A 25,093-nucleotide genomic window follows, 5' to 3' on the forward strand; every position below is an offset into this window, starting at 1 on the left:
GGAATGCGTCTCCCTGTAGGAGTGAGCCTGCTCGCGATGGCGTCAGCTCAGAGGCCATCGCCCCTCAAGCCGAAATCACCAACGCATCCGCACCCCCAGGCTGCCAATCAACCCGTTCAAGTCATTGTCATCCACATCACTGCTGTAATCGGCGCTGACATACAGGCTGACCGCCGGCGTCACCCGCGCCACCAATCCCAACCCTAATTCGACCGTCGATGATTTGCGGCTGCTGCTGATCTTGTCGACCTGATCGAGAGTCACCGTGTTGCCGGTGTAGACCGTGTGCCAGAGGTTGGTGCGCACGTAGGGTTCCACGGGCAGACCGTTCACATCGTAGCTACCTTTGAGGCGGGCGCCGACGCGGCCGCTCCATGCCGACAGATCCGATGATGAAGCGTTGCCGGCACCCGCGTACGGCGTGTCGAGGGTGATGCGCTGATTGATCAGTTGCGCCTGGGGTTCAACCACCCAGTTGCCGCCCAGGCCGATCGGGTATCCACCTTCGACCGAGAAGGTCATCGCACTGCCTTCGGTGGCCTGGCGCGCGCCTTGTTCGTTGCGACTGAAACCGCTGACCCGGCCACCGCTGGCCGACAGGTCGACATGCCAGCCTTGCGCGCCAGTCAGGCGGTAATAAGCGCCGAGGCTCTGGCCTTGCAGGTTCAGAGTATCGGCGGCCGGGTCGGCGAGGGCGCGGCTGTTGATCGGGCCACCGCTGTTGGCCTGGATCTGGTTGTATCCGCCAATCAGGCCGAGGGTCTGAGTGTGGCCGCCGGCGCTTTGCACGGTGATTACTGGCGCGCCTTTGAAGTCGCCGTTGCCGGGGGTGGCAAAACCTGGTGACAGCACGTCGGTTTGCGCTCGCCGAGCGCTTTGCCCGTACAACTGATCCCAGGCCACCGGTGCCAGATCCTCGGTGATCAGGTCGGCGCCGCGCAGATCGGGACGGGGACTCAGGCGTTGGGGCCCGGGGGTAATAACGGTCGCCGGCAGGGTCAGGACGGGCACGTCCTGGCGATACCAGGGGGTGGTTTCATCCGCTGCAGGACCGGCCTGCGCCTCCATGGATGAGCACAGCAGAATCGAACTCGACACTGTGCAAAACGTCACTTTGATTTCTTGCGGGGTGAATGAGCTTTTCATGGAGGTCTATCTTGCAAGCGCATGCGGGGTCTCTTTTCTGGCGTCTCTCCTACCCCGAACGAGGGGCGACCGAATGGAGCGGGGCGAACCGCGGCGCTCGATTTCTCGAGTGCCGGAAGGGTCGCCCCGGTTAGTGATTCCGGGGGTAGTAAGGTAGAGATAAGAAGAGTGATGCCCATGCGTCAAGAAACTGAACGATGAGCGGTACAGCTAAATCAGGCGCTGCAAGTGTTTGTTTTTCTGCACATATCTAAGTCGTTGTCTGTGCTCACAAATGCACTTCGACCGCCAGCGGCAAATGGTCCGACAAGTGCGTCCAAGGCTTGTTGCCGAGGATCTGCGGGTCGTGGCTGCTGGCATTGCGCAGGTAGATGCGGTCCAGGCGCAGCAGTGGAAAACGCGCGGGGTAGGTCTTGGCCGGGCGGCCGTGGTGGCGTTCGAAGGCTTCGTGCAGGTAATCGCGGCGGGCGAGGGCGGCATTGCCCTGCAGCTGCCAGTCATTGAAGTCGCCGGCAATGATGACCGGCGCATCGTCGGGCAATGATTCGAGCAACTGGCAAAGCAGCTGCAACTGCAATTGGCGGTGGCTTTCCAGCAGACTCAGGTGCACGCAGATCGCGTGCACTTCGGCGTGGCCCGGTACGTCCAGCACGCAGTGCAGCAGGCCGCGGCGCTCGGGGCCGGTGATCGACACGTCGAGGTTGCGGTATTCGCGGATCGGGTATTTCGACAGCAGCGCATTGCCATGATGACCATCGGGGTACACCGCGTTGCGCCCGTAGGCAAAGTCGCTCCACATGCTGTCGGCGAGAAATTCGTATTGCGAGGTTTGCGGCCATTCCTGGTAGCGATTGGAGTGGCGCTCGTGTTCGCCCACCACCTCCTGCAGAAACACCAGATCAGCCGAGGTGCTGCGCACCGCTTCGCGCAGTTCCGGCAGGATGAAGCGCCGGTTGAGGGCGGTAAAACCCTTGTGAGTGTTGACCGTCAGCACGCGCAGGCGATGGATGACGGGTGCGTCGACGGCGTGACGCTTGGGATCGCTGGACACGTTCACTCCTCTGAAAAAACGGCTTCCTGTTCATGCGACTGGTCTGTGAGCGGGCAGTTCCTTCCAGATGCCTCAGGCCGTAATACAAATCACCAGAGCCGCCAGGAAACCTGTGGGAGCGAGCCTGCTCGCGAAAGCGGCCTCACAGTCGACCAATCTCCGACTGAATGCACTCGGTCAAATGGTGGGAGCTGGCTTGCCAGCGATGACGGCCTACAAGACGATCACCCTCCCAACTGAATGCACTCATTCCAAGTGTGGGAGCGGGCTTGCTCGCGAAAGCGGCCTGCCAGACAGCATCAAAACAACAGGGTAACTCTCGATACCCCCGCGCATATAAACCTAACTCCGCAACCACGTTTAAAGTACACGAACCGTTACGCCATAACGGCTACAACGCCTTGCGCCGTTACCTACGCGTACGCCAGAATCCGCCGGCTTACACGGCTATGCGTTGAGCTTATCGTTTCCCTGTCACTGGAAAACAGTGATCGGGTTTGGTAGCCCATTTCGGTACGGTCGTATGGCGTCACCTTATGCAGCCTCTTTTTGGGGCTCAGTTTTATGGTGGACATGCGTGGGGCTCATTCGTGAGCGCCGGGTTCCGTATCGACCGGTCTACCAACCCGCGCATGGCCGCCACCCATCGTTTGGTAGCGAGGGTGATGGCTCCTATTTCTCGATACGGAGTTTCATCCATGTTCAAAGCCACACCCAACCCCCCGGACACCTCAATCCCGTACGACCCAGCCCTCGACCCGCAGAAGATAAAAGCGGCAACCGACCGCGCCATCAACTTCTACCTCAACCCCGGCGCATTGAAGATCTCGATCCCTTCAACCTCGTCATGCAAGGCGAACAGAATCTTCCTCATCGACCCCACCGTGGACGAAGAAACCTTGCTCGTCGAAGCCTGCGAATCATTGGCCGCCGCCAGCGACATGGCCCGCGATATCGGCGACGTCGTCGACAACCCTCAGCGCCGGGCCATGCTGATGCTGCATCAGGTGATCATGCTCAGTGAACTGATGGTCAATCGGGTACTGGACGGCCGCCGCGTGCCGAACTAACTGCCCGGTCCCCTGTAGGAGCTGCCGAAGGCTGCGATCTTTTGATGTTGCTTTTAAAAAACAAGATCAAAAGATCGCAGCCTTCGGCAGCTCCTACAGGGAGTCATTCTTTCAAAGTACTTTGATCGGAGTTCCATCTGATGTCCGAAACCCCACCCAATCCGCCAGTCACAGACCCGCTATCACCCTACGAATCCCTCAACTCCAGAAAACTCCACGAAGCCGCCGAACGCGCCCTGGACCACTACCTGGCCCCCGCGCAAATCATGGCCACACCCTACACCCCCAGCAGCATGTTCCTGGTCAATCCACAAACCGACACCGAATCCCTGCTGGCCAACGCCTGCGAATCCCTGGCCTCAGCCACGGTGATGCTGGGCGATTTCGCCGGCACGCTGGAGGGGCCGAGTCGTAATACGGTGTTGGGCATTGCGCAGGTGGTGATGCTGGGGGAGTTGGCGGTGAATCAGGCGCTGGATAATGTTGTGCCAAAGGAATAGGCGCTGACAGTTCTGGCCTCTTCGCGAGCAAGCCCGCTCCCACAGTGGATCTGCGTTGGTCACAGGTTAAGTGTCCGGCAAAGATCCATTGCATGAGTGAGCCTGCTCGCGATTGCCATTAAATAAATCTGTCCCCTTATCACTTCTCAGCAACTAGGGTTTAAGGCGAGCAAACCCTTCTTATCAATTGAATGTGACGGTGAAGGGCGGAGTTATCTGCTTTCCTGTGGGGCCGAAAAAGTTCAGCGTATATAGTCCCGGCCCGTTGAGTTTGATACCCCATAATCCGAGTTGACGGGAACCAGGAGATTTAATGTCTAAAGTCCTGCTTTGAAGCTCAACCATGGGGCTACTTAGCGTTACTACATGAGTTCCTATGGCGAGGGATACGACCTGAAAACCCAAGCTCAAGCCGACGTAATTCGAAAATAACAATACGCTACCGTTTTGAGGAAGATACCCGGCGCCTCCTGACGGCAATTGCATCCAAAAACTGAGAACATCTTTTGCATCTATGACAACGATGAGGTACGGGGTAGAAGTCTGATTACTGCCATCCAGAACTTTGGCAGTGAAGATGTGAGTCAACGCGTCAAGCCCCATCAAGGTGTACGACCATTCTCCGTTTTGCGAGTCTGCCAAGACCTCGCCTATGGCTGTCAGGTTATCCAGAATTTCGACTCTTTGGCCCCTGCTTGCTACCCCGGTCAGAACTATCGTTCTGTCAGCAGTATCACCGCCAGACAGAATCATCTGGCCCACAGAGTCTCTTGCCGAAATGATGGTGGGCCGCACATCCTCAATCGCTTTGATCGTGTAAGTACGCACTGGAAACGCCACCGCCTCACTCTCCACCGTGCTCTGACCAAGCGCCGCTTTAAACGCCAACTCCAGGCCGCTGCCATCCTGCAGAGCTTTGAGCTCATCGGCTGGAAGCTGAACAGTGAAGAACCGGTCAGCAATCCAGTCGGGGGTGGTGCCGGCCGTCGGCGCGCTCCAGATCTCGCGCACGTAGGCGCTGCCGTCGGTATTGGTCCCGCGCAGGCGCAACCAGACGTATTGGTTGAGGGCGATCAGCGGCCAGTCACCCATGCGTACGGACGCTTGGGTCAGGTTGCCGGTATGCAGTTCCGGGCCGTCGCCGTCGTTGTCGGCCTGCTCGATGGTGGGGCTGGCCAGCGCGCTCTGCGGCATTGCTTGCACCGTCAGGTCAAATACCCGGGACGGTGTTGGATGACCATCAATGATGACGACGTAGGAGATTTTTACCCGCTTACCCAGGTTGAACGCCACCACGCTGTTGGGGATCGCAAACTCAAGCCCTTCGCTTACCGCACGCGGCGCTGAGGTGTGCGACCCGCCGGCCGGCGTGCCGTCAGCGCCAGTCCAGGTAACGCTGATTGCATGGTTTGGCAGCAACGCGCTGTTGTCCGGCACCACGATGGTCAAGGTGTCCCTGACCAGCAGCGGGTTGAGTGTGCTGTCGCCGTTGTTCTCCTTGATCGAGGGGGCGAGCAGTTCCAGCGCGACGCCCACGGTGAACACCAATGGATTCGAAAGGCTGGTCTCATTTGTGGCATGGCGCCAGAGCTGGTAGCGGACGGTGATCTTGCTGCCGCGGTTCGGTTCGATGTGCTGGGCGACGAAGGCGGCGTCCAGGTTGATGACCCAGTCTTGTTGGGCGGTTACGGCATTGAATGTGCGGGACCCGGGTTCCTCGCCGGAGATGTCGCCCACCCACTTCCAGGTGGCCTCGTCGTTGGCTACCCATGGCTTCACCACAGGCCTGGGGATGGTCAGTTTACTGGTACCGCCGGGCAGTGTGGCCGGGTCGAGGAAGCCGTTCGCCACCCCGAGGACAATGGGGGCGTCCAGCTCGAATTTCGGTTCACCCACATTGAGCAATTTCGTGTGCAGCGACTCCCGTCTGAGGATCTCGTCGCCGTCGGCTATCAGCAGGTCGTACCACCCCTTCAGGGTTCCGCCGTCAAGCAGCTTGAGGTTGTAGTCATCGACGGTGATGACAAAACCTTCGGGATTCTCGACTTCATCCTCCTCCGGAATGTGCCACTCCAACTCAGGCAGGAAGGTGCTGCCGTCCGGACTTTTACCCAACAGGAACAGCTCGATGCCCATGCCGTACTCGATGGCCGGATCGAACGGAATGCGGACGTTGATGGGTGTCTTCGTGGGATCGATGAACTCTCCCTCGGCTTCCTCGATGATCGGTGCGGCCAGGCGGTGGGCTGCGCCGGTGACTTGTACAAACTGCCTTTTTGAGCCTAACGGGTCACTGCTGCCGCTGCGTTCCAGCCGATAGAAGAAACTGACCTGGGTATTGACCAGTTTACGCACGGCCGCAATGGACAGCTTGAACTCGTAGTTATGCGGGATATTGTCGACGGTCTGGGGCAGGGCGGTGACTTCGACTTTTTCGCCCTCCGTGGTGGTGCCGAACATGGTCAAGTGAATGATGTCATTCATCTCGAAGTCTGGTCGGTCGGCCGTGACATGCACCGTGATGTCGTTATCGCCCTGTTTATCGGCGTCGAGCTTGTTGTTGACAGCCTCCTGAACAATCGGTGCGGCCAGCAGGTCGATGCCGGTGGTGACGACAATGCGGGTTTCCTTGCACCAGTCTTCCGATTCATTGCCGACGATGTCGCGCACCTTGAAGGTGACCGCCAGACCGAAGAGGTCGGTGTCACCAGCCTCTTTAATAGTGGCTTTGGAGACCGTGATTAATATCGGGTTTGCCGCTGGATCGTTGATCTGCGCCTGGGTCACCGGTGTGGAATACTCAAAAAAGCCACCCCAACTGAGATGAATAACGTCGCCCTCGGCGATGTCAGGGTAAGGCAAGCCGCTGCCGGACTCGGACCTGATGACAATCGGCACTCCCGCTTCGGCAACGTCTTTGTCCACGCCGCCGTTGACGATTGCCGGGGGAATGTACATGTACAGGTTGGAGTGACCAGGGCCCGGGTCGATGTCCTGGCCAGCGGGGAGTTCCAGTTTGACGAAGAGGTTGAGGGGCTTGTCCGGACGCTCTTCTTTTTGATTGGGCTGTTTGATTTCGTAGGTGAGTTGGTAAGGACCTGTCTGCAGATGACGAGGAGCCACCCACAAGAGGGTCGGTTGCTTGAGCTCGGCTTCGTCAATGATGGGACGTCCGTCGACCTCACGGTCATTGAGCAGCAGCTTGACGGTATCTCCAACAGCCTTGGTGGCCCAGATGGGGATGACGACAAGCAGTCCGAGGTCGGGAAAAGTGAACACCGCCGCCCGGTTGATCCCCCACTGACCGGAAGGCAGGAGGCGCCCGAGCACTATCGGGTCCAGCAGTGAATGGGGGGCAGAGATTTTCATCTTGGGCTGAACGAGCATGGACGGAACTCCGTGCGAACTGTCGGGAGACAAAGGGCGTGGAGTTATTCAGCGCTGAAGATGACGGCTCTGGCTACTGTCAGAAATTACAGGTAGGGACGTATTTGCGATGAACGGTCGTGAGCCATAGCCACTGGCTCGCCGCATATCAATGTGGGAGCGGGCTCGCTCGCGAATAGGCCGGCACATTCAACATCACAGGTGACTGAACCGACGCTTTCGCGAGCAAGCTCGCTCCCACAGGGGATGGGTGTTTCAGATGAAGACAATTTCGTAGGGCAGGCGCATCCGCTCCAGGATCACCGGCGGTAGCATCGGCGCGATGCCGATCGCCGGTTCGCCCTTGAGCTGGCTGGCATAGGCGTGGGTGGCGTGACTTTTTCGCGCGACGGTCCAGGTGTCGAGGCGCAGTTTGCGTGCACGATCCCAGGGGATCAGGCTCTGCTCGCGCTCCGGCCAGTGCCAGGCCCAGACTGCCACGTCGTGATAGGTGGCTCCGGCTTGCGCCGCCGCGTTGGCACTGGCACGTCCGACCGCTTCGTGGTCGTCGTTGCCGTCGTTGCGCCAAGTGCTGAACACCACGTCGCCGGGGCGCAGATAACGTGAGATGAAACTGCTGATTTCCGTCTCGCGCTCGAGCAGCGCGTTGTCGGTGAACCCGCCGCGCACCCATTTCAGACTGTGCATCGGCAGGCCGAGCCGACGCAGGGCTTCGACGCTCTCTTGCGGACGGAACACGCTCAGGCGTTTTTCCGACCACTGTCGCGAACCGGGATGGCTGGCGCTGCCGTCAGTGATCGACAGCAGTTGCAGCGGATGGCCAAGGCTGGAGAGCAATTGCAGGAGGCCGCCACAGGTCACCACTTCATCACCCGGATGCGGGGCGACGACGACGGCGCGAGCACCGGGGGGAACGAGGCTATGGGTGTTGATGACGGGGATGTTGTCCAGCTGCGGGGAACTGTTCCAGATCTGTACCGGCGGCGGGTTTTCGTTGAGGAATAACGGTTTCATGGGTGCTACGTCCTTGTCGAGTCAGGCCCTCAGCCGAATCTGCACCGTGCAAAAGCAGGTGCGCTCGACCCGTGAAGGCGAATGGATTGCTGTGCGACGCTCCCAACCCTGGATTGCCGCGCAGCAGAGTATTGCTCATGAAAACCGGTTCGTCGCGTTACAGATCAATCTGATCCGCTTTTTTTATGTCTAACTGTACCAATTTTCGCAGGTAGTCCCCGAAACCGCCCCGGGCACGGCTGTCCAGACGGGCGCTGGTGTGCACTTGCGGACGATGGCTCCAGGCAATGTCGGCACCGAGCAACTCCAGTTGCCGCACCAGTTGCACGTCCTCATCACAGGTCAAGGGGGCGAACCCCCCGGCCCAACGATAAGCATCGGCACTGACCCCGAGATTGGCGCCGTGGATATGGCGATGCCCGTCCCGCGCCTGATAGTGGCTGTGATAGCGGATTTGCGCGCTTTCGTCGAATGTCGGATCCCAATGTTCAACGGTCACCGTGCCGCACACCGCGTCCGCACCCAGACCCAACTGCGCCACCAGCCAGTCCTCGGCCACACGGCTGTCGGCGTCGGTGCAGGAGATCCAGCGCGCGCCACGCTCCAGCAACACCTGCGCGCCGGCGGCACGGGCCTGTCCGACGTTGCGCGCGTCGATGTGCAGGCTCAGTACCGGAAAGCCGCTGACGATCTGTGCCGAGCGATCCGTGCAGCTGTCGAGCACCACCAGTACTTCGACCGGTTCGCCGGCCAGCAGCCCGTGTTTGCTGGCGCGTACGGCGGCGCTCAGGCACTGTTCGAGCAGGTCTTGCTCGTTGTGCGCGGGAATCAGAATGCCGATCATCGCAGGCCCTCCAATGCGGCCACCGAGCGCGGCTCGCGGCTCCAGACTTCAAGAATGAAGTCCGCTTCCTGATGCAAGGCCAGACGCGGCAGCGGTAATTGCTCGTGGATCAGGTCGTGCACCTGCCGGGCATTGAGCGGGCAGCCGTCGATGGGCGGGCGCCAGTGGCAGGCGAGGAACTGGCCGTCCGCGGTCAGGGATTGACTGATGCGCCGGATCACTTCTGTCAGATCCTGGGCATCGAGGTAGTAGCCGATTTCGCTAAATACAATCAGGTCGAATTTTTCCTCCGGCCAGTCGCCGGGCAAGCGACTCTGACGCACTTCGGCGTGGTCAAACAGGCTCAACCGGGTACGCGCCAGATTCACCGCGGCACTGGCGGTGTCGCAACACAGCAGGCGGTCGCAGCGCTCGGCGAGTTCCGCGCTGAGCTCGCCATTGGCGCAGCCGGGCTCGAAGATCGCCCGGTAATGCGCACGGGGCAGGGCGGCGAGGGTGATCGCGCGTTTGCGCTGTTCGTACCAGCGCTCGCGGAAGGCCCAGGGATCGTCATTGGCGCTGAACAATCCGTCGAAGTAACGATCATCGACGCTCATAGAAACACCACTTCGAAAGGTTGCAGCAGGCGATCCAGCACGTACGGCGCCAATACCGGTTGCAGCCCGGCTTGCGGGTCGCCCTCCAACTGACTGGCGAAGGCATGGATCGCGTGGCGTTTGCGCGCCACTTGCTCGGGTGACAACAGAATCTTGCGCGCGCGCTGCCATGGCACTGAGGCGTCTTCGGGGGAGGCCCAGTGCCAGGTCCATACCGGCAATTCGTGGCAAGTGGCGCCGACCCGCCGCGCGGCTTCGATACTCGCGCGGCCGGCGGCTTCGTGATCGCAGTGGCCGTCCTCGCACCAGGTGCTGAACACCACGTCGCCGGGGCGCAGGTGGCGTTCGATGAACGCGACCAGCGACGGCTCATCCGCAGCGACCTGGCTATCGCTGAAACCGCCGCGCAGCCATTTCATCCGGTGCAACGGCACGCCGAGGCGGCGCAGGGCTTCGGCTGATTCCTGCGGCCGCACCACGCTCAGACGCTCCACCGGCCAGCGCTCGGAGCCGGGGTGACTGGCGCTGCCATCGGTGACCGAGATCAACTGCAACTGACGCCCGGCGGCGGCCAGCAACTGCAACATCCCGCCGCAGCCGAGCACTTCGTCGTCCGGGTGCGGGGCGACAATCACCGCCCGCGCGCCCGGTGGCACCAGACTGAGGACATCGACGCTGTCCAGCGCCGCGAGGTGCCGGGAATGTTGCCATTGCAGCAGTGAAGTGCCTTGGTGGCCGATGATCGGATCGGGTTTATTGGCGACATTCATAGCGTCCAGGCCTCCTCGGGGTGTTCAGCCAGCGCTTGGCCAAGGGCCGCCAGATCACGCTCGGCATGGCTCTGGCGTAGGAACACCGGCAGATCAGCGATCAGCCGGGCGAAGTGCCGGTCCTTGCAGAACGGCCCCGCGCCCAGCGCCCGACCGGTCTCGCGCATCACTTGCTCAGCCGATTGCTCGACCACGGCGCGAGCACGCCGCGCTAACAGTTCGGCATCGGCTTCGGGATGCGCATCGATGTGCAGCGCACTGAAACGCAGGACATTGGCGGCTGCGTACAGCGCCGCATCGACCGTGCCGAGGTGGGCGAGGGCGTGCGGCTCCTGACGTTGCGCGCAGTGTTTACGCAGCGCCTCGGCGATCTCCCTTGCCGCGCCGTACCAGCACGCGGCGATGCCGATCCCGCCTTGCCAGAACCCCGGACGATTCAGGTAGTCGCCGGGTTCGCCGATGGCCTGGGCTTCAGCGCCGTCGAACAACACTTCGACGCTGCCGGTGGCGCCCATGCCGACTGCTTGCCAGCCCTGATCGGTAATGTTCACGCCCGGTTGATCCAGCGCTACTGCCACCAGTTGCTGACGGTCTTCGGCGTCCCACGCGGTGAGCAGCGCATGGCTGAGCACCGCCGCCCCGGAGCACCAGGCCTTGCGCCCGTCGAGGCGCACCATGTGCCCGGCCGGGCGCACCTGCACCCGCGCCTGCGGTGGTTCAGCCGCCCACATGCCCCAGGTGCTGCCCGGCGTGGGCGAACCACCGAGTTGTTCGATGATCGCCAATGCGTCGGTGTGGCCTTCGTAGAGTTTGCACAAGCCCAGATCATGTCCGCCGACTTCAGCCAGACGCTGAAAACGCTCCAGCGTGCGGCCGCTGCCCGGTAACGGCAACTGATCCAGACCGGCCTCGACCAGCGCCCGCAGGCAATGGCCAAGTGCGGCGGTGTCGTGATAGTCCGGCGGTCGGCGCGCCAGATAACTGTGCAGGTCCATATCAGTCTTCTTCTTCGCGTTGCAGTTCGAACAGCAGCAACGAACGCCCGGTGACCGAATACTCATGGCCGAACTCGAAGCGTTCCTGACCGCGAATCGACGGCTGATTGGTGTCGATCATGCAGGTCCAGAAACTGCCTTCCGGCACTTCCGGCAGGCTGAAATTGACGATGTCGTGATGGGCGTTGACCACCAGCAGCAGCGTCGCATCGGCACCTTTGCGGCGGATCCCGGTTTCCTGCGCGCGACCGTCGAGCAGCATGCCCAGGCAACGGTTGTGCGCGTCATGCCAGTGTTCGGTGGTCATCTCGGTGCCGTCCGGCGCCAGCCAGGTGACGTCCTTGACGCCGATGTCCTCGTTGTACTCGCCGACCAGGAAACGGCCCCGGCGCAGGATCGGATAAGCCATACGCAACTTGATCAGGCGTTTGACGAATTTGAGCAGCGCCTTGCCGTCCTCGCTCAGGTCCCAGTTGACCCAGCCGATCTCGCTGTCCTGGCAATAGGCGTTGTTGTTGCCGTCCTGCGTGCGGGCGAATTCGTCGCCGGCGACAATCATCGGCGTGCCCTGCGACAGCAGCAGCGTGGCGAAGAAGTTGCGCATCTGCCGATGGCGCAGCGCGTTGATCTCCGGGTCATCGGTCGGGCCTTCGACGCCGTGGTTCCACGACAGGTTGTTGTTGCTGCCGTCCTGGTTGTTCTCGTCGTTGGCTTCGTTGTGCTTGTCGTTGTATGACACCAGATCGTTGAGGGTGAAACCGTCATGCGCGGTGATGAAGTTCACCGACGAGTACGGCCGCCGTCCGCGCTGGTTGAACATCTCGCCGGACGCGGTCATGCGGCTGGCGAAGTCGGCAACCTGGCCGTCGTCGCCTTTCCAGAACGCGCGCACGGTGTCGCGGAATTTGTCGTTCCACTCGACCCAGCCCGGCGGAAAGTGGCCGACCTGATAGCCACCGGGGCCACAGTCCCAAGGCTCGGCGATCATTTTCACCTGGCGCAGCACCGGGTCCTGACGGCAGGCGACGAGGAAGCTGTGGCGCTCGTCGAAACCGTCGTGATAGCGCCCGAGAATCGTCGCCAGATCGAAGCGGAAACCGTCGACGTGCATCTCGCTGGCCCAATAACGCAGCGAGTCGGTGACCATCTGCAGCACGCACGGGTGACTGAGGTCGAGGGTGTTGCCGGTACCGGAATCGTTGATGTAGTAGCGCTTGTCGTCCGGCATCAGGCGATAGTAGGAGGCGTTGTCGATGCCGCGCATCGACAGGGTCGGGCCTTGTTCGTTGCCCTCGGCGGTGTGGTTGTAGACCACGTCGAGGATCACTTCCAGATTGGCCTCGTGCAGGTGCGCGACCATCTCCTTGAACTCGGCGATCTTGCCGCTGGCCAGATAGCGCGGGTCCGGAGCAAAGAAGGCGATGCTGTTGTAGCCCCAGTAGTTGGTCATGCCCTTGTGCAGCAAATGCTGGTCGTTGACGAAGGCATGGATCGGCAGCAATTCCACACTCGACACGCCGAGTTTGCGGATGTGTTCGAGCACGTCGTCGACCATCAGGCCGGCAAAGGTACCGCGCACGTTCTCCGGCACCGATGGGTGACGCATGCTGATGCCGCGTACGTGGGTTTCATAGATGATGGTTTTGTCCCACGGCACGCTGACGCGGTGGTCGTTGCCCCAGGTATGCGCCGGGTCGATGACCTTGCACTTGGGCACAAACGGCGCGCTGTCGCGTTCATCGAAACTGAGGTCGGCGTCGGGGTGGCCGATGGTGTAGCCGAACAGCGCCTCGGACCATTTCAACTCGCCGACCAGTTGTTTGGCGTACGGATCGATCAGCAGTTTGTTGTGGTTGAAGCGATGGCCGTTCGCCGGGTCATACGGGCCATACACGCGGTAGCCGTAGATCAGCCCCGGATGGGCATCGGGCAGATAGCCGTGGTAGATCTCGTCGGTGTATTCCGGCAGTTCGATGCGCTCGAGTTCGACTTCGCCGGCATCGTCGAAGATGCACAGCTCGACCTTGGTGGCGTTGGCGGAAAACAGCGCAAAGTTCACCCCCAGACCATCCCAGGTGGCGCCGAGCGGGAAGGGCAGACCTTCACGGATTCTGGACGGCTCAGCGTGCGCTGCGGGCTCGGCTTTTTTTGGACTGGACATGATTGCTCCTGCAAAACGGGTTGGTTCGAATAACGGATCAACTGTGGGAACAGAATCTGTGGTGAGGGGATTTATCCCCGATGGGTCGCGCAGCGGCCCTGCGACTGCTTCGCAGCCGATCGGGGATAAATCCCCTCACCATAGACATCTGTCCCTGACAGGGGGTGTTTGAGGTTTCTTGAGGACGAGTTGTCCCTGTGTGGCGAGCGCACCCGCCACACGGTCATTCAGTTCAATAATCCGGGTGTGTCAGTTGGCCGGGGGCTTGCGTGGGGCGCGCGGCTTTTTCTCGGCGGCTTTTTCGCCCGGTGGAATCACTTTGGCGGCGCTGGATGGCTTGGCTTTGGCGTCCGCTGGCGCCTTGGGCTTGGCCGCCGGGGTCTTGCTTTCAGTGGCCTTGCCGGTCGCAGTCTTGCCGGCAGTTTTGCTGCCCGCAGCCTTCGGCGACTTCTTCGGCGCGAGGGCCTCGGCTTCGGCCAGTTTGCGCGCCATTTCCCAATGACGCGCTTCATGACCTTCAGGTTTGCCCTCCGATTCCCAGATCTGATAGGCAAACTCGCGGATGCGTTTATCGTCGGTACTCATCGCAATGCTCCTGAACTGAACTCGTCGTTACGTAAAGAGTTGGGTAAACAGATTGACCGGGAAATCCCCCAGCGCGGCGCTGACGTTCAGCTCCCTGTTTTTTGTGACTGCGCTGCTGTGAAAAAGTCCCTTCAGGTTTGTGTCAGAGGCGGCGAACGGTAAAACCACCCGTGTATCGCCCCAGCGCAGCGCATCCACCTGTGGCACGGCACTGTTTTCCAGCAACGTCGCGCAGCGGATCGGCACGATCACGATGGCGTAGCGGCCCTCGTGCTCACGGGCGAATGCGAGCACGTTGTGCGCCTGCTCGCCCAGCACCTCCAAGGCCTGATACGTGCCCCGGCGAAACAGCTCGGCGTGTTCGGCGCGCAGGTTCAATACCTCGGCGATCAACGCTTGCTTGATGCGCCCGTCACGCCAGTTCGCCAGCAGCTCCGGGAGCGGCGCGTGTCCGTCCAGAGCTTGCGCGCGCGCGGCGTAATCCACCGGCCGGCGGTTGTCCGGATCGACCAGGCTGAAGTCCCAGAACTCGTTGCCTTGATACAGATCCGGTACCCCCGGCACGGTCATGCGCAGCAAGGTTTGCGCCAGACTGTTAAGGGCGCCGGCTGCCGCGATGCTGTTGACGGTCTTGCTCAGTGCTGCGCGCAGCAGCTCACCTTCGTCACCGGTGAGCAGGCGTTGGGTGAACGTCTGCGCAGCGTTTTCATAGGCTTCATTCGGCGCACTCCAGCTGCTTTGCAACTTGGCTTCTCGCAGGGCTTTCTGTTGCCACTGCCAGATGCGCTCGGCGTAGTCGCTGAAACCTGCCTGATCGTCATCACGCAATAGCAGCGGCCAACTGCCGAGCAACGCCTGATACAGGATCAGTTCATCGCCGGACGACGGCACTTGATCATCGTCGCGCAGCGGCCGGGCGAGGGCGCGCCACAACTCGACCTGTTCGGCATACCAGTGGCTGCGTTCGCTGAGCACTGCCAGTCGTGCACGGGTGTCTTCGCCACGTTTGTGGTCGTGGGTCGCAGTGGCCAGCAAATTGTCGGGAAACGCATCCAGGCGTTGCTGATTGACCGCATGGAAGTCGCTGACCGGCGCGCTGAACTGCTCGGTGTTGTAGCCGACGTCATTGCGCGACAGCAGCACCGCCGAGCGATACAACGCGGTGTCTTCCACGGCTTTGGCCGCTGCCGGCGACGTCAGTTGCTGGAAACGCACGCAGGCGTGCTTGAGAATTTTGCGCGAGCGCCCGCGCGGCTTTTGCCGCCAGGGCGTGCCACCGAGCCAGGCCGCCACACAGTCAAGCACCGGCCAGTCGCCTTCGCCCAGCGTCTGCCGCGCGCCGTCCATGGCCTGCTGGAAGAACTGTTCATCCTGAGCCGCGCGACCCAGCGCATTGATGTAAGTGCGATACACCGGGAAATGCACGATCAGCGCCTGCAACACCCGGCGAATTGCGCCGAGAGTCAGGTCGCGGGTCATCAGGTCATCGCGGGCCACTTGCAGCAGCGCCTGGGCGACGCTTTCGAAGTCACTGGCCAGCGAGCCGTTGAGGATCTGTTGCCTCGCCAGTTGCGCTTCTTCAATGAACGCCGCCGGACGCTCGGTGCGTCGCTGCCAGAGGTCGCCGAGTACATGTTCGCCATCGGGGTCGTGTTGCAGCAACGACAGCTGATTCATGAACTCGTAACCGGTGCTGCCATCCACCGCCCAATCGGTACGCAGGGTTTCGCCGGCACCGAGAATCTTCTCGACATAGATCGGCAAGTGCCGATCCGGCGCAAGCAAGTCGAGGCGCCGCCGCAGCTTGCGGCAATAGCCACGCGGGTCAGCGAGACCGTCGATGTGGTCGATGCGCAAGCCGTCGACCAGGCCTTCGCTAATCAACTGAAAGATCTTGCCGTGAGTGGCTTCGAACACGGCCGGGCGCTCGACGCGCAGGCCACCGAGCTCGTTGATGTCGAAAAAGCGCCGCCAGTTGATGTCGTCTGCTGCGGTGCGCCAACTGGCCAAGCGGTAGCTTTGACGTTCGAGCAACTGATGCAGCTTGTCGAAGCCTTCTGCTGTCGTGGAGTCGTAATGCGCGAGATTTTCCTCGATCGCGGCAAGGATCTGCGGATCGCTTGCCAGTTCCTTCAATTCAGCCTTGAGCGGCATTGCCAGCGCATGCGCGTCGGTCTGGTAGCTGAGGGTACTGAAACGATCGGCGAGGGATTTCAGCGCTTCGAGCGGTTTGAGCAACTCGCCGTAGTCATTCGGGCAGATCGGGAAGTGGTGCTCGTAATGCTCGACGTGGAAGCGACCTTGCTGCGCATCGAAATGCAGTTTCAGCGTGCCTTCCTGCAGCGCGACACCGTAGTCGCTGCCGAGAAACGGCAGCAACAATTGGCCTTCCATCAACGGGTCCGGCGAGTGCCACTGGATGTCGAAGAACTCGCCGTAAGGGCTCAGTCGGCCCCACTCCAGCAGATCGAGCCACCACGGGTTGTCACCGCCGCCGACGGCCATGTGGTTGGAGACGATGTCGAGGATCAAGCCCATGCCGTGTTCGCGCAGGGTGCTGACCAGACGCCGCAGCGCCGGTTCGCCGCCGAGTTCCGGATTGACTTGCGTCGGGTCGACCACGTCGTAGCCGTGCATCGAGCCGGCGCGGGCCGCGAGCAGCGGTGAGGCATAAATGTGGCTGATGCCGAGGCGGGCAAAGTACGGCACCAGCGGCACCGCCTGTTCCAAAGTGAAACCCTTGTGAAATTGCAGGCGCAGGGTGGCACGCAGGGGTTGGATAAGGGTCTGGTTCATTGGTCACGCTCGGCAGCTTGCAGGCGGGCGCAGGCCAGCAGTTCCAGGCGGCGCGCGGCATCGGCGCCATCAAGCAAGGCTTCGCTGTTGCCGGGCAGGCGTCGCGACCAGTTCGGGTGGCTGTCGATGGTGCCCGGCAGGTTGGCCTGCTCGTCGATGCCCAGCGCATCTTCCAGCGGCAGCAACACCAGCGGTGCACGGGTGTGGCCGAGGAAACGCACGCTGGCATCGACCACTTGATCGGCTTCGTGGGACTCTTCGCGAAAGTTTTGCGGGTCCTGACTCAAGGCCCCGCGCAGGCCTTCGCGCTCGCGCTGGCGATGGCGGCGCCATTCGATTTCACCGTTGGCGTCGACAAATTCCAGACGCGCATTCCAGTCGATATCGCGGCCATGCCACCAACCGTTGAGCGTCGGCAGATCGTGGGTGCTGGTGGTCGCCAGCGCGTTGTCCGGCCAGTCGAGGATCGGTTTGAAATACGTGTTGTCCTGTTCGAACAGCAGCACGCGCATGCCAAGAATCGCCCGCGCACTGAGTTTTTCCCGCAGACCGTCGGGCACGGTGCCGAGGTCTTCGCCGAGGACGATCGCCTGATGTCGATGGGACTCAAGGGTCAGCAGGCGCAGCAGATCGTCAAACGGGTAATACAGATAAGCGCCATCGGCCGGGGCCGCGCCATTGGGGATCACCCACAGGCGTTGCAGGCCCATGACATGGTCGATGCGCAGCCCGCCAGCGTGGGCGAAGTTGGCGCGCAGCATGTCGATGAACGCACGAAAGCCGTTGCGGATCAGACCTTCGGGGGAAAACGCGGAAATCCCCCAACCCTGACCGGAGCGATTGAGAATGTCTGGCGGCGCACCCACGGTGAGCGAGGCGAGCAGTTCGTCCTGAAAACTCCAGGCCTGGCTCCCGGCGCCGTCGGCACCGACCGCAAGGTCAGCGATCAGGCCGATGCCCATGCCGGCGCTGCGCGCAGCCGTTTGCGCGCGCTCCAGGCAGCGGTGGATCAACCACTGGCAAAAGGCGAAGTAACTGATGCGTTCGGCGTATTCCTCGGCAAAGGCTTCGAGGGCGGCGCCGCGCGGGTCATGCCAGTGTGCCGGCCATTCGCGCCAATCGAGGCTTTCGCCACGGGCAGCGCGCATTTCCTGAATGGCTTCGAAGCGGCAATGGTTTTCCAGGGCTTCGCCACCGGCATGGCGGAAACCGGCGAAGTCCGGATGCAACGGATGCTCGCCCGCGACGAAGCCGTCGTACAAGGCTTGCAGCAATTTCTGTTTGGCGTCGGCGGCGGTGGGCCAGTCGATCAGCTTCAAGTCTTCCAGTCGCCGGAATTGCTCGGCCAGACCGCTGGCGTCGATCGCATCACGCAGGGCGCGTTCGCCAAGGATGGCGCCCGGTGCGGCATACAAGGCGTTGAGAAACAGGCGGCTGGACGGCGAATACGGGCTGTAGCGCCCGGTGTCGGCGCTGAACATCGCATGCAACGGACTGATTGCCAGCGCATCGGCGCCACGCTCGCCAGCCACCCGCACCAGTTCTTCCAGCGCCTGAGTGTCACCAAAACCGCCATCGCCGGGGCGGCGCAGACTGTACAGTTGCGCGCTTAATCCCCAGACGCGAGGGATCGGGTTGTCTACCGCATCGCCGACGCTGAAGCAGCGTTCGGGGGCCACGGCGAGGGTGAAATACTGATCGGCGATGTGCACCTGTTGATAGCCGACCGGGATCAACCCTGGCAGTCTGGCTTCGGCATCGAGCTTGAGGTTAAGCCGTGAGCCGTCTTCGAGGTGGATTTCGCAAGGGGTTTCAGGCTCGAAATAGCGGGCCAGATCAACGCTGATTCCGACATCTGCGGTCAACAGCGGCGGCAGGTGGCGATCCTGTTGCACCTGTTGCAGTTGCAGCAGGCTGGCGTCGATTTCCTGCGCGGTATTGGCCGGATGACCCAGGCCGGTGAGAACATTGCGCAGCACCGCCGGGGCGACTTTCTGCGGGCGGCCGTTGGCGTCGATCCAGTCGACGGCGAGGCCGGCGCGGCTTGCGAGTATTTCCAGTTGCGCATCGCTCATAGGCGCTCTCCATCCAGAGGTTGCAAGGGGGTTGCGGCCGTGAGGCTGACAAGCGCGCAATACGCGGGCAGTACGCCCGGTTCCGACAGGGCAACGGCGGGCGGCTGTTGAAACAGCCACACGGCGTCGGTCTGTGCAGGGTTGACCACTGGCGTATCGCTGAGGTTCAGGTCAATTCGCAGCTCACTGCCATCGCCCAGGCGCCAGCGTGCACTGACCGCACCGAAGCCGAGCATGTGCGCCCCAAGCGCCTGGGTGCCGGACAGATTGGGAATGATGTAGCGGTGGCGCAATTGCAGCAGTTGCCGGTACAGCGCGAGGGTTTCCTGCTGTTTTGCGCTGCCGCTGCCGACCAGGCGAGGCTGCGAGGCGTGGAAGGTCTGCTCGGCATTCGGATCGGGAATTTTTTCGCGTTTGTGCGGATCGGCGAAGGCGCTGAACCCGGCGAATTCATTGCGCCGACCTTCGCGCACCAGATCCGCCAGTTCACCGTGGTGACTGGTGAAAAACAGAAACGGTTGCTCGGCGGCGTACTCATCGCCCATGAACATCAGTGGAATCATCGGCGACAGCAATAACAGCACGGTGGCGGCCTGCACGGCGCGTGGATCGGCCAGTTGATGCAGACGTTCGCCGAAGGCGCGGTTGCCGATCTGGTCGTGGTTCTGCAGGAACAGGATGAAAGCGGTGGAGGGCAGGTGTTCGCTGGGCTCGCCGCGCGGTTCGCCGTGGCGGGTGATGTGGCCCTGAAACACGAAGCCCTGGCTTAGGCAGCGCACCAGTTGTTCGGTGGGTTGCAGCGCATAGTCAGCGTAGTAGGCGTCGGTTTCGCCGGTCAGCAGCACGTGCAGGGCGTTGTGGCCGTCGTCGTTCCACTGCGCGTCGTAATCCTCTTCAAGCAGGCTCGACTGGTTGAGCTCGTTTTCGACGGTCAGCCAGACGTGGCGGCTTGGATCGATCTGCTGACGAATACGCTGCGCCAGTTCGGGCAGGAAGTCCGGGCTTTCGATGGCGTGCACCGCGTCCAGGCGCAGTCCGTCGAAGCGGTATTCGAGCACCCACATCAGCGCGTTTTCAATGAAGAAGTCCCGCACTTCACGGCGGCGGAAATCGATCGCCGCGCCCCAGGGCGTGTGCTTGTCTTCGCGGAAAAAACCTTTGGCGTAGCGTCCGAGGTAATTGCCGTCGGGGCCGAAGTGGTTGTAGACCACGTCGAGAATCACCGCCAGCCCATGGCCGTGGGCGCTGTCGATCAGGTGTTTGAGTTGTTCCGGGGTGCCATAGGAGGCTTGCGGTGCGAAAGGCAGCACGCCGTCATAACCCCAGTTGCGCGTGCCGGGAAACTGCGCCAAAGGCATCAGTTCGATGGCGGTAATGCCCAGCTCGACCAAGCGCGCCAGATGCTGCTCCACTTCGGCAAAGCCGCCGAGCGCGCCGACATGCAGCTCGTAGATCACCGCTTCGCTCCACGGCCGGCCGTGCCAGGTGGTGTGGCGCCACTGATAGGCCAGCGGATCGACCACCACGCTGTGGCCGTCAAGGTCGCCGTCCTGGGCGCGGGAGGCCGGGTCGGGCACCTCCAGTTCACCATCGATGTTGAAGCGGTAGCGGGTGCCCGCCGGGCACCGGGTCTTGATCACGAACCAGCCATCGGCCTGCGGTAACATCGGCAAGGACTGGCCGTCTTCAAGTTCGACACTGACGTAAAACGCATCCGGTGCCCACAGCGCAAACTGAGTGTGTTCGGCGTCCTGCATGATCGCGCCGTGGGGCCAGTTTTCTTGGGTCCGTAACGGCATTGTGAAAAGCTCCCTGAGTTATTTGTGGCCGGCTTTACCCAGCGCCTTGGCGACCAGTTGTTCGTAGAGTTCGGCGTAGGGTTCGACCGCTTTGCACCAGTTGAACGGCGCGGCCATCGCTCGGCAGCGCATGGCGTTGAGCAGGTCGGGGAAGGCGAATACCTTGAACGCGCGGCTCAGGGCTTCGCGGTAGCTCTCGACAGTGGACTCGTCAAAGAGGAAACCGGTGACACCGTTCTCGATGGTGTCGGCCAGGCCGCCGGTATTGCGCGCCACGGGCAAAGAGCCGAAGCGCTGGGCGTACATCTGGCTCAGGCCGCAGGGTTCATAACGCGACGGCATCAGCAGGAAATCGCTGCCGGCGAACATGCGCCGGGCGTCGGTTTCATTGAAGCCGATGCGCACGCCGATCTGCCCGGGGAAGCGCAGCGCCAGTTCACGCATGGCCTGTTCTTCTTCCGGCTCGCCACGGCCGATGATTGCGATCTGGCCGCCGTTCTGCACGATGTATTCGGAGACGGCTTCAGTCAGGTCCAGACCTTTCTGATAAACCAGACGCGAGACCACGGCAAACAGCGGGCCGCTGGAATCGTTCAAGCCAAACAGTTCACGCACATGGGCAGCGTTGACCGCTTTGCCTTCCCAGTCGCCGATGGCGAACGGCGCGAACAGGTGTGGATCAGTGGCCGCGTCCCAGCTCTCGTCGATGCCGTTGGGGATGCCGCTGAGCAAGCCTTGCTGGGTTTTGGCGGCGAGAAAACCGTCGAGACCGCAGCCGAAATCCGGGGTGGTGATTTCCTGCGCGTAGGTGGCGCTGACCGTGGTGATGTGGCTCGAATAGGCCATGCCGGCCTTTAGGAACGACATCTTGCCGTAGAACTCCATGCCTTCCTGTTGCAGGGCGTGGGTCGGAATGCCGAGCTCCGGGCACGAGCCGAGGCTGGTCACACCTTGATAGGCGAGGTTGTGAATGGTGAACAGGGTTGGCGTGCGCTGCCCGCGCCAGTGCATATAGGCAGGGGCCAGACCGGCGGGCCAGTCATGGGCGTGCACCAGATCCGGGCACCAGTGAATTTGTGCGAGGTTGGCGGCGATGTCGGCAGCGGCCAGGCCCAGGCGGGCGAAACGAATATGGTTGTCCGGCCAGTCGCGACCGTTGTTGGCACCGTACGGCGAGCCTTCACGCTCATACAGCTCGGGGCAGATCAGCACGTAGATCACCAGCCCGTCCGGCATGTCCATGCGCCCGATCTTGCACGGAGGCAACGCGGCATGCCCGCCGAGTTCGCCGATGATGTGGATCGGGTTCTCGCTGTGCATCACCTGCGGGTAACCGGGGATCAACACGCGCACATCGTGCAGGTGCGCCATGGCGCGGGGCAGGGCGGCGGAGACGTCGCCCAGACCGCCGGTCTTCACCAGGTCGGCGATTTCCGACGTGACGAACAACACTTTCTTTTTGTTGGGATTCTGGCTGGCGACCGGCGTCAGCGTTTTAGTGCCCGGGACGTTGATCGACCGGCTGCCGGGAAGACTCACCGTGCTCGATTCACCAACCGCCTGCTGAGCACGCTCTCCCTGAATATCCAATGCCGCACTGATCATATGAATCTCCCGTGTCGTTGATCTGATTCTTGTATCGAACAAGCTGTGGCCAAATCCTGTGGCCGGGCGCAAACGCGCCACGCATCGGTGAGCAAACGCTACCCAACACGTGCAAGCAGAATGGGTGAAGGGGCCATTGCAAGGATTGCACCAGTCGCGTTAACCCTGCCTTTCAGATGACCCGCCGCCATCTGCAAAAGTTTCGACAATTTTTCGGGTTTGTGACTGGCCGGTTTTAATCCGCGAAAGTCAGTCTAGGCCAGATCCTAGAGCGGGCGAGAGCAAACGGGTAAATTGTTCGACAATCGGTTTGCAGGCAGCGAAATCCGTGGTGTGCAAGCAGGAACGCACCGACGAAGGGCAGGTTTTTTTGAGGGAGAGGGCTAAAACGGTGACTGGTTGGTCACGATTTTGTGCTAGTGCAAAGGGAGGGCGCACTGTTGTGGTGCGGGCAGTTTGTTGATGTGTTGTCTATTCAGGCCCCTTCGCGAGCATGCTCGCTCCCACAGTTGATTCGGGTACGACACATTTCCAATGTGGGAGCGGGCTTGCTCGCGAAGGCGTCAGTCAATTCACCGCAATCGAAACGTTGCGATCAATTCAACAGGCGCAGCGGGTTCCCGGCGGCCCACCCCTGAATATCCTCGATCATCTGCGCAAAGAACTGTTCGTAGTTCTGTCGGCTGACATACCCCACATGTGGCGTGGCCAGCACGTTGTCCAAGGTGCGGAACGGGTGCAGTTCAGGCAGCGGCTCCTGATCGAATACATCCAGCGCCGCGCCGGCGATCTTCTGTTTCTGCAACGCCTTGATCAGCGCCGCTTCATCGACGATCGGCCCGCGGGCGGTGTTGACCAGCAGCGCGGTGGGTTTCATCCAGTCCAGCGCCTGCGCATCGACCAGCCCGCGGCTGCGCTCGCTGAGCACCAGATGCACCGACAGCACGTCAGCCTGTTCGAACAGTTGCTGCTTGCTGACCCAGGTCACGCCGGCCTGCTGTGCGCGTTCAGCGGTGAGGTTTTCGCTCCAGGCAATCACGCGCATGCCAAACACCTGACCGAATTGCGCGACCTTCTGGCCGATGCTGCCCAGACCGAGAATGCCCAGGGTCTTGCCGTGCAAATCACCGCCCAGCCCTTGCTGCCAGCCGCCGGCGCGCAGGGAATTGGCTTCATTCACCAGATTGCGCGTAGCGGCCATGATCAGCGCCCAGGTCAGTTCCGGCGCCGCGTGTTTGTAGCTGTCGGTGCCGCAGACCTTGATCCCGAGGCCAGCGGCCGCCTGCATGTCCAGCGCCGCGTTACGCATGCCACCGGTGACCAGCAGCTTGAGATTGGGCAGGCGCTGCAGCAGGTCCTGGTCGAAACGCGTGCGCTCGCGCATCACGCAGATCACCTGGTACTGGCCCAGTCGCTCGGCCAGTGTGGTGTTGTCCGCCGGGTAGTCATGCACAAACGTCACTTCGCCGATGCTGTCGAGCACCGACCAGTCGACCACGTCCCGTGCCACGTCCTGCCAGTCATCGATCACTGCAATCTGCACCGCCATCAGTCTTACCTCATCAACGAACGGGATTGGTGTTGTTCAGCCAGCCGAGCAAGGCCTGGTGAAATTTCGCCGGTTCTTCCATCTGCGGTGCGTGGCCCATGCCGGGAAACTCCACCAGTGTCGATTGTGGAATCAGCTTGGCGACTTGCTTGCCGAGCACCTCATAATGGCCGATTTTCGCCTTGACCTCGGGTGACGCGAGATCCTTGCCGATGGCCGTGGTGTCGGACGTGCCGATCAACAGCAGGGTCGGCATCTTCAGGTCCTTGAACTCGTAGTACACCGGCTGGGTGAAGATCATGTCGTAGATCAGTGCCGAGTTCCACGCCACCTGGGTTTTGCCCGGGCCGTTGCTCAGGCCGGCGAGCATGTCGACCCAGCGGTCGAATTCGGGTTTCCAGCGGCCGTCATAATAGGTGTTGCGCTCGTAGTCGCGAATGCCTTGGGCGGTGACTTTGAGTTCGCGCTGATACCACTGATCCACGGTGCGGTACGGCACGCCGAGGGCTTTCCAGTCTTCCAGGCCGATCGGGTTGACCAGCGCCAGTTGTTCGACCTGATCCGGGAACAGCAGCGCGTAGCGAGTGGCGAGCATGCCGCCGGTGGAATGGCCGAGCAGGGTGGCTTTCTGAATGCCCAGGGCCTTGAGCAGCTGTTGGGTGTTGGTCGCCAGTTGCTGGAAGCTGTACTGGTAGTGATCGGGTTTGCTGGAGGTGCAGAAGCCGATCTGATCCGGCGCGACGACCCGGTAACCGGCCTCGCTCAAGGCCTTGATTGAACTGTCCCAGGTGGCGGCGCAAAAGTTCTTGCCGTGCATCAGCACCACGGTGCGCCCGTTGGCCTTGCCGTGGGCGGCGACGTCCATGTAACCCATTTGCAGGGATTTACCCTGAGACTGAAAGGCAAAGTGTTTGAGCGTGTAGGGGTATTGGAAACCTTGCAGCTCCGGGCCATAGGTCTGGCCATCGGCGGGTGCAGTTTCAGTGGGCGCTGCAGCGTGGGCGAACAGCGGCAGCGCAGCAGTCAGGACCAGGCCAGGCAGCCAGCGGGATAGCGTGACGGACATAAGGGCAAACTCCATGGAAATCGGCCGATGCTGGAACGCCCGGATTAGGGCGACGTTAACCACAGGCAACGCCATGGCTGGAAT

Annotated in this window: 18 protein-coding genes; 2 read left to right on the forward strand and 16 right to left on the reverse strand. The window is 61.7% G+C overall.

The window, feature by feature from the left end; genetic code table 11:
- Positions 1-75: 75 nt before the first annotated feature.
- Positions 76-1,146, reverse strand: coding sequence for an autotransporter domain-containing protein (locus ACOYXI_RS04455; RefSeq protein WP_461674411.1), 1,071 nt, complete (start codon positions 1,144-1,146; stop codon positions 76-78).
- Between the two features lie 268 nt (positions 1,147-1,414).
- Positions 1,415-2,197, reverse strand: coding sequence for an endonuclease/exonuclease/phosphatase family protein (locus ACOYXI_RS04460; RefSeq protein ID WP_027613718.1), 783 nt, complete (start codon positions 2,195-2,197; stop codon positions 1,415-1,417).
- Between the two features lie 698 nt (positions 2,198-2,895).
- Here ACOYXI_RS04460 and ACOYXI_RS04465 point away from each other — a divergent pair.
- A complete protein-coding gene (locus ACOYXI_RS04465; RefSeq protein ID WP_461674412.1) occupies positions 2,896-3,267 on the forward strand; it encodes a DUF6124 family protein in 372 nt (123 codons plus the stop codon).
- 140 nt (positions 3,268-3,407) lie between these two features.
- The gene (locus ACOYXI_RS04470) at positions 3,408-3,767 is read left to right on the forward strand and encodes a DUF6124 family protein (protein ID WP_098963921.1); all 360 of its coding nucleotides are present in this window, start codon (positions 3,408-3,410) and stop codon (positions 3,765-3,767) included.
- A gap of 183 nt (positions 3,768-3,950) precedes the next feature.
- Here ACOYXI_RS04470 and ACOYXI_RS04475 read toward each other — a convergent pair whose 3' ends face one another.
- The 14 genes from ACOYXI_RS04475 to ACOYXI_RS04540 all read right to left on the reverse strand — a co-directional run bounded on the left by ACOYXI_RS04475 (position 3,951) and on the right by ACOYXI_RS04540 (position 25,009).
- Entirely contained in the window at positions 3,951-7,154 is a 3,204-nt protein-coding gene (locus tag ACOYXI_RS04475) for a hypothetical protein (protein ID WP_461674413.1), read from the reverse strand.
- 255 nt (positions 7,155-7,409) lie between these two features.
- Positions 7,410-8,168, reverse strand: a complete 759-nt coding sequence (locus ACOYXI_RS04480; protein ID WP_027612047.1) for a PIG-L deacetylase family protein — start codon at positions 8,166-8,168, stop codon at positions 7,410-7,412.
- Between the two features lie 157 nt (positions 8,169-8,325).
- A complete protein-coding gene (locus ACOYXI_RS04485; RefSeq protein WP_134786288.1) occupies positions 8,326-9,012 on the reverse strand; it encodes a glycosyltransferase family 2 protein in 687 nt (228 codons plus the stop codon).
- The gene (locus ACOYXI_RS04490; RefSeq protein ID WP_461674414.1) at positions 9,009-9,608 is read right to left on the reverse strand and encodes an SAM-dependent methyltransferase; all 600 of its coding nucleotides are present in this window, start codon (positions 9,606-9,608) and stop codon (positions 9,009-9,011) included. The genes ACOYXI_RS04485 and ACOYXI_RS04490 overlap by 4 nt, the downstream gene beginning before the upstream one ends.
- Entirely contained in the window at positions 9,605-10,378 is a 774-nt protein-coding gene (locus ACOYXI_RS04495; RefSeq protein WP_223007515.1) for a PIG-L deacetylase family protein, read from the reverse strand. Before ACOYXI_RS04495 ends, ACOYXI_RS04490 begins: the two co-directional genes overlap by 4 nt.
- Entirely contained in the window at positions 10,375-11,373 is a 999-nt protein-coding gene (locus ACOYXI_RS04500) for an acyl-CoA dehydrogenase (RefSeq protein WP_461674415.1), read from the reverse strand. Before ACOYXI_RS04500 ends, ACOYXI_RS04495 begins: the two co-directional genes overlap by 4 nt.
- Position 11,374: 1 nt before the next feature.
- Positions 11,375-13,534: a glycogen debranching protein GlgX gene (glgX, locus tag ACOYXI_RS04505; RefSeq protein ID WP_139055875.1), complete on the reverse strand. Its 2,160-nt coding sequence runs from the start codon at positions 13,532-13,534 to the stop codon at positions 11,375-11,377.
- 249 nt (positions 13,535-13,783) lie between these two features.
- Positions 13,784-14,119 (reverse strand): DUF2934 domain-containing protein, encoded by a 336-nt coding sequence (locus tag ACOYXI_RS04510; RefSeq protein ID WP_047602241.1) that lies wholly within the window; start codon positions 14,117-14,119, stop codon positions 13,784-13,786.
- 27 nt (positions 14,120-14,146) lie between these two features.
- Entirely contained in the window at positions 14,147-16,915 is a 2,769-nt protein-coding gene (locus ACOYXI_RS04515) for a malto-oligosyltrehalose synthase (protein ID WP_461674416.1), read from the reverse strand.
- A complete protein-coding gene (malQ, locus tag ACOYXI_RS04520) occupies positions 16,912-18,990 on the reverse strand; it encodes a 4-alpha-glucanotransferase (protein WP_461674417.1) in 2,079 nt (692 codons plus the stop codon). The genes ACOYXI_RS04515 and malQ overlap by 4 nt, the downstream gene beginning before the upstream one ends.
- Positions 18,987-20,789, reverse strand: coding sequence for a malto-oligosyltrehalose trehalohydrolase (gene treZ / locus ACOYXI_RS04525; protein ID WP_461674418.1), 1,803 nt, complete (start codon positions 20,787-20,789; stop codon positions 18,987-18,989). The genes malQ and treZ overlap by 4 nt, the downstream gene beginning before the upstream one ends.
- An 18-nt stretch (positions 20,790-20,807) precedes the next feature.
- A complete protein-coding gene (gene glgA / locus ACOYXI_RS04530) occupies positions 20,808-22,394 on the reverse strand; it encodes a glycogen synthase GlgA (RefSeq protein WP_210557014.1) in 1,587 nt (528 codons plus the stop codon).
- 595 nt (positions 22,395-22,989) lie between these two features.
- Positions 22,990-23,943 (reverse strand): D-2-hydroxyacid dehydrogenase family protein, encoded by a 954-nt coding sequence (locus ACOYXI_RS04535; protein WP_461674419.1) that lies wholly within the window; start codon positions 23,941-23,943, stop codon positions 22,990-22,992.
- 13 nt (positions 23,944-23,956) lie between these two features.
- A complete protein-coding gene (locus ACOYXI_RS04540) occupies positions 23,957-25,009 on the reverse strand; it encodes an alpha/beta fold hydrolase (protein ID WP_134786295.1) in 1,053 nt (350 codons plus the stop codon).
- Positions 25,010-25,093 lie beyond the last annotated feature (84 nt).

Source organism: Pseudomonas sp. G3-19 (assembly GCF_054855875.1).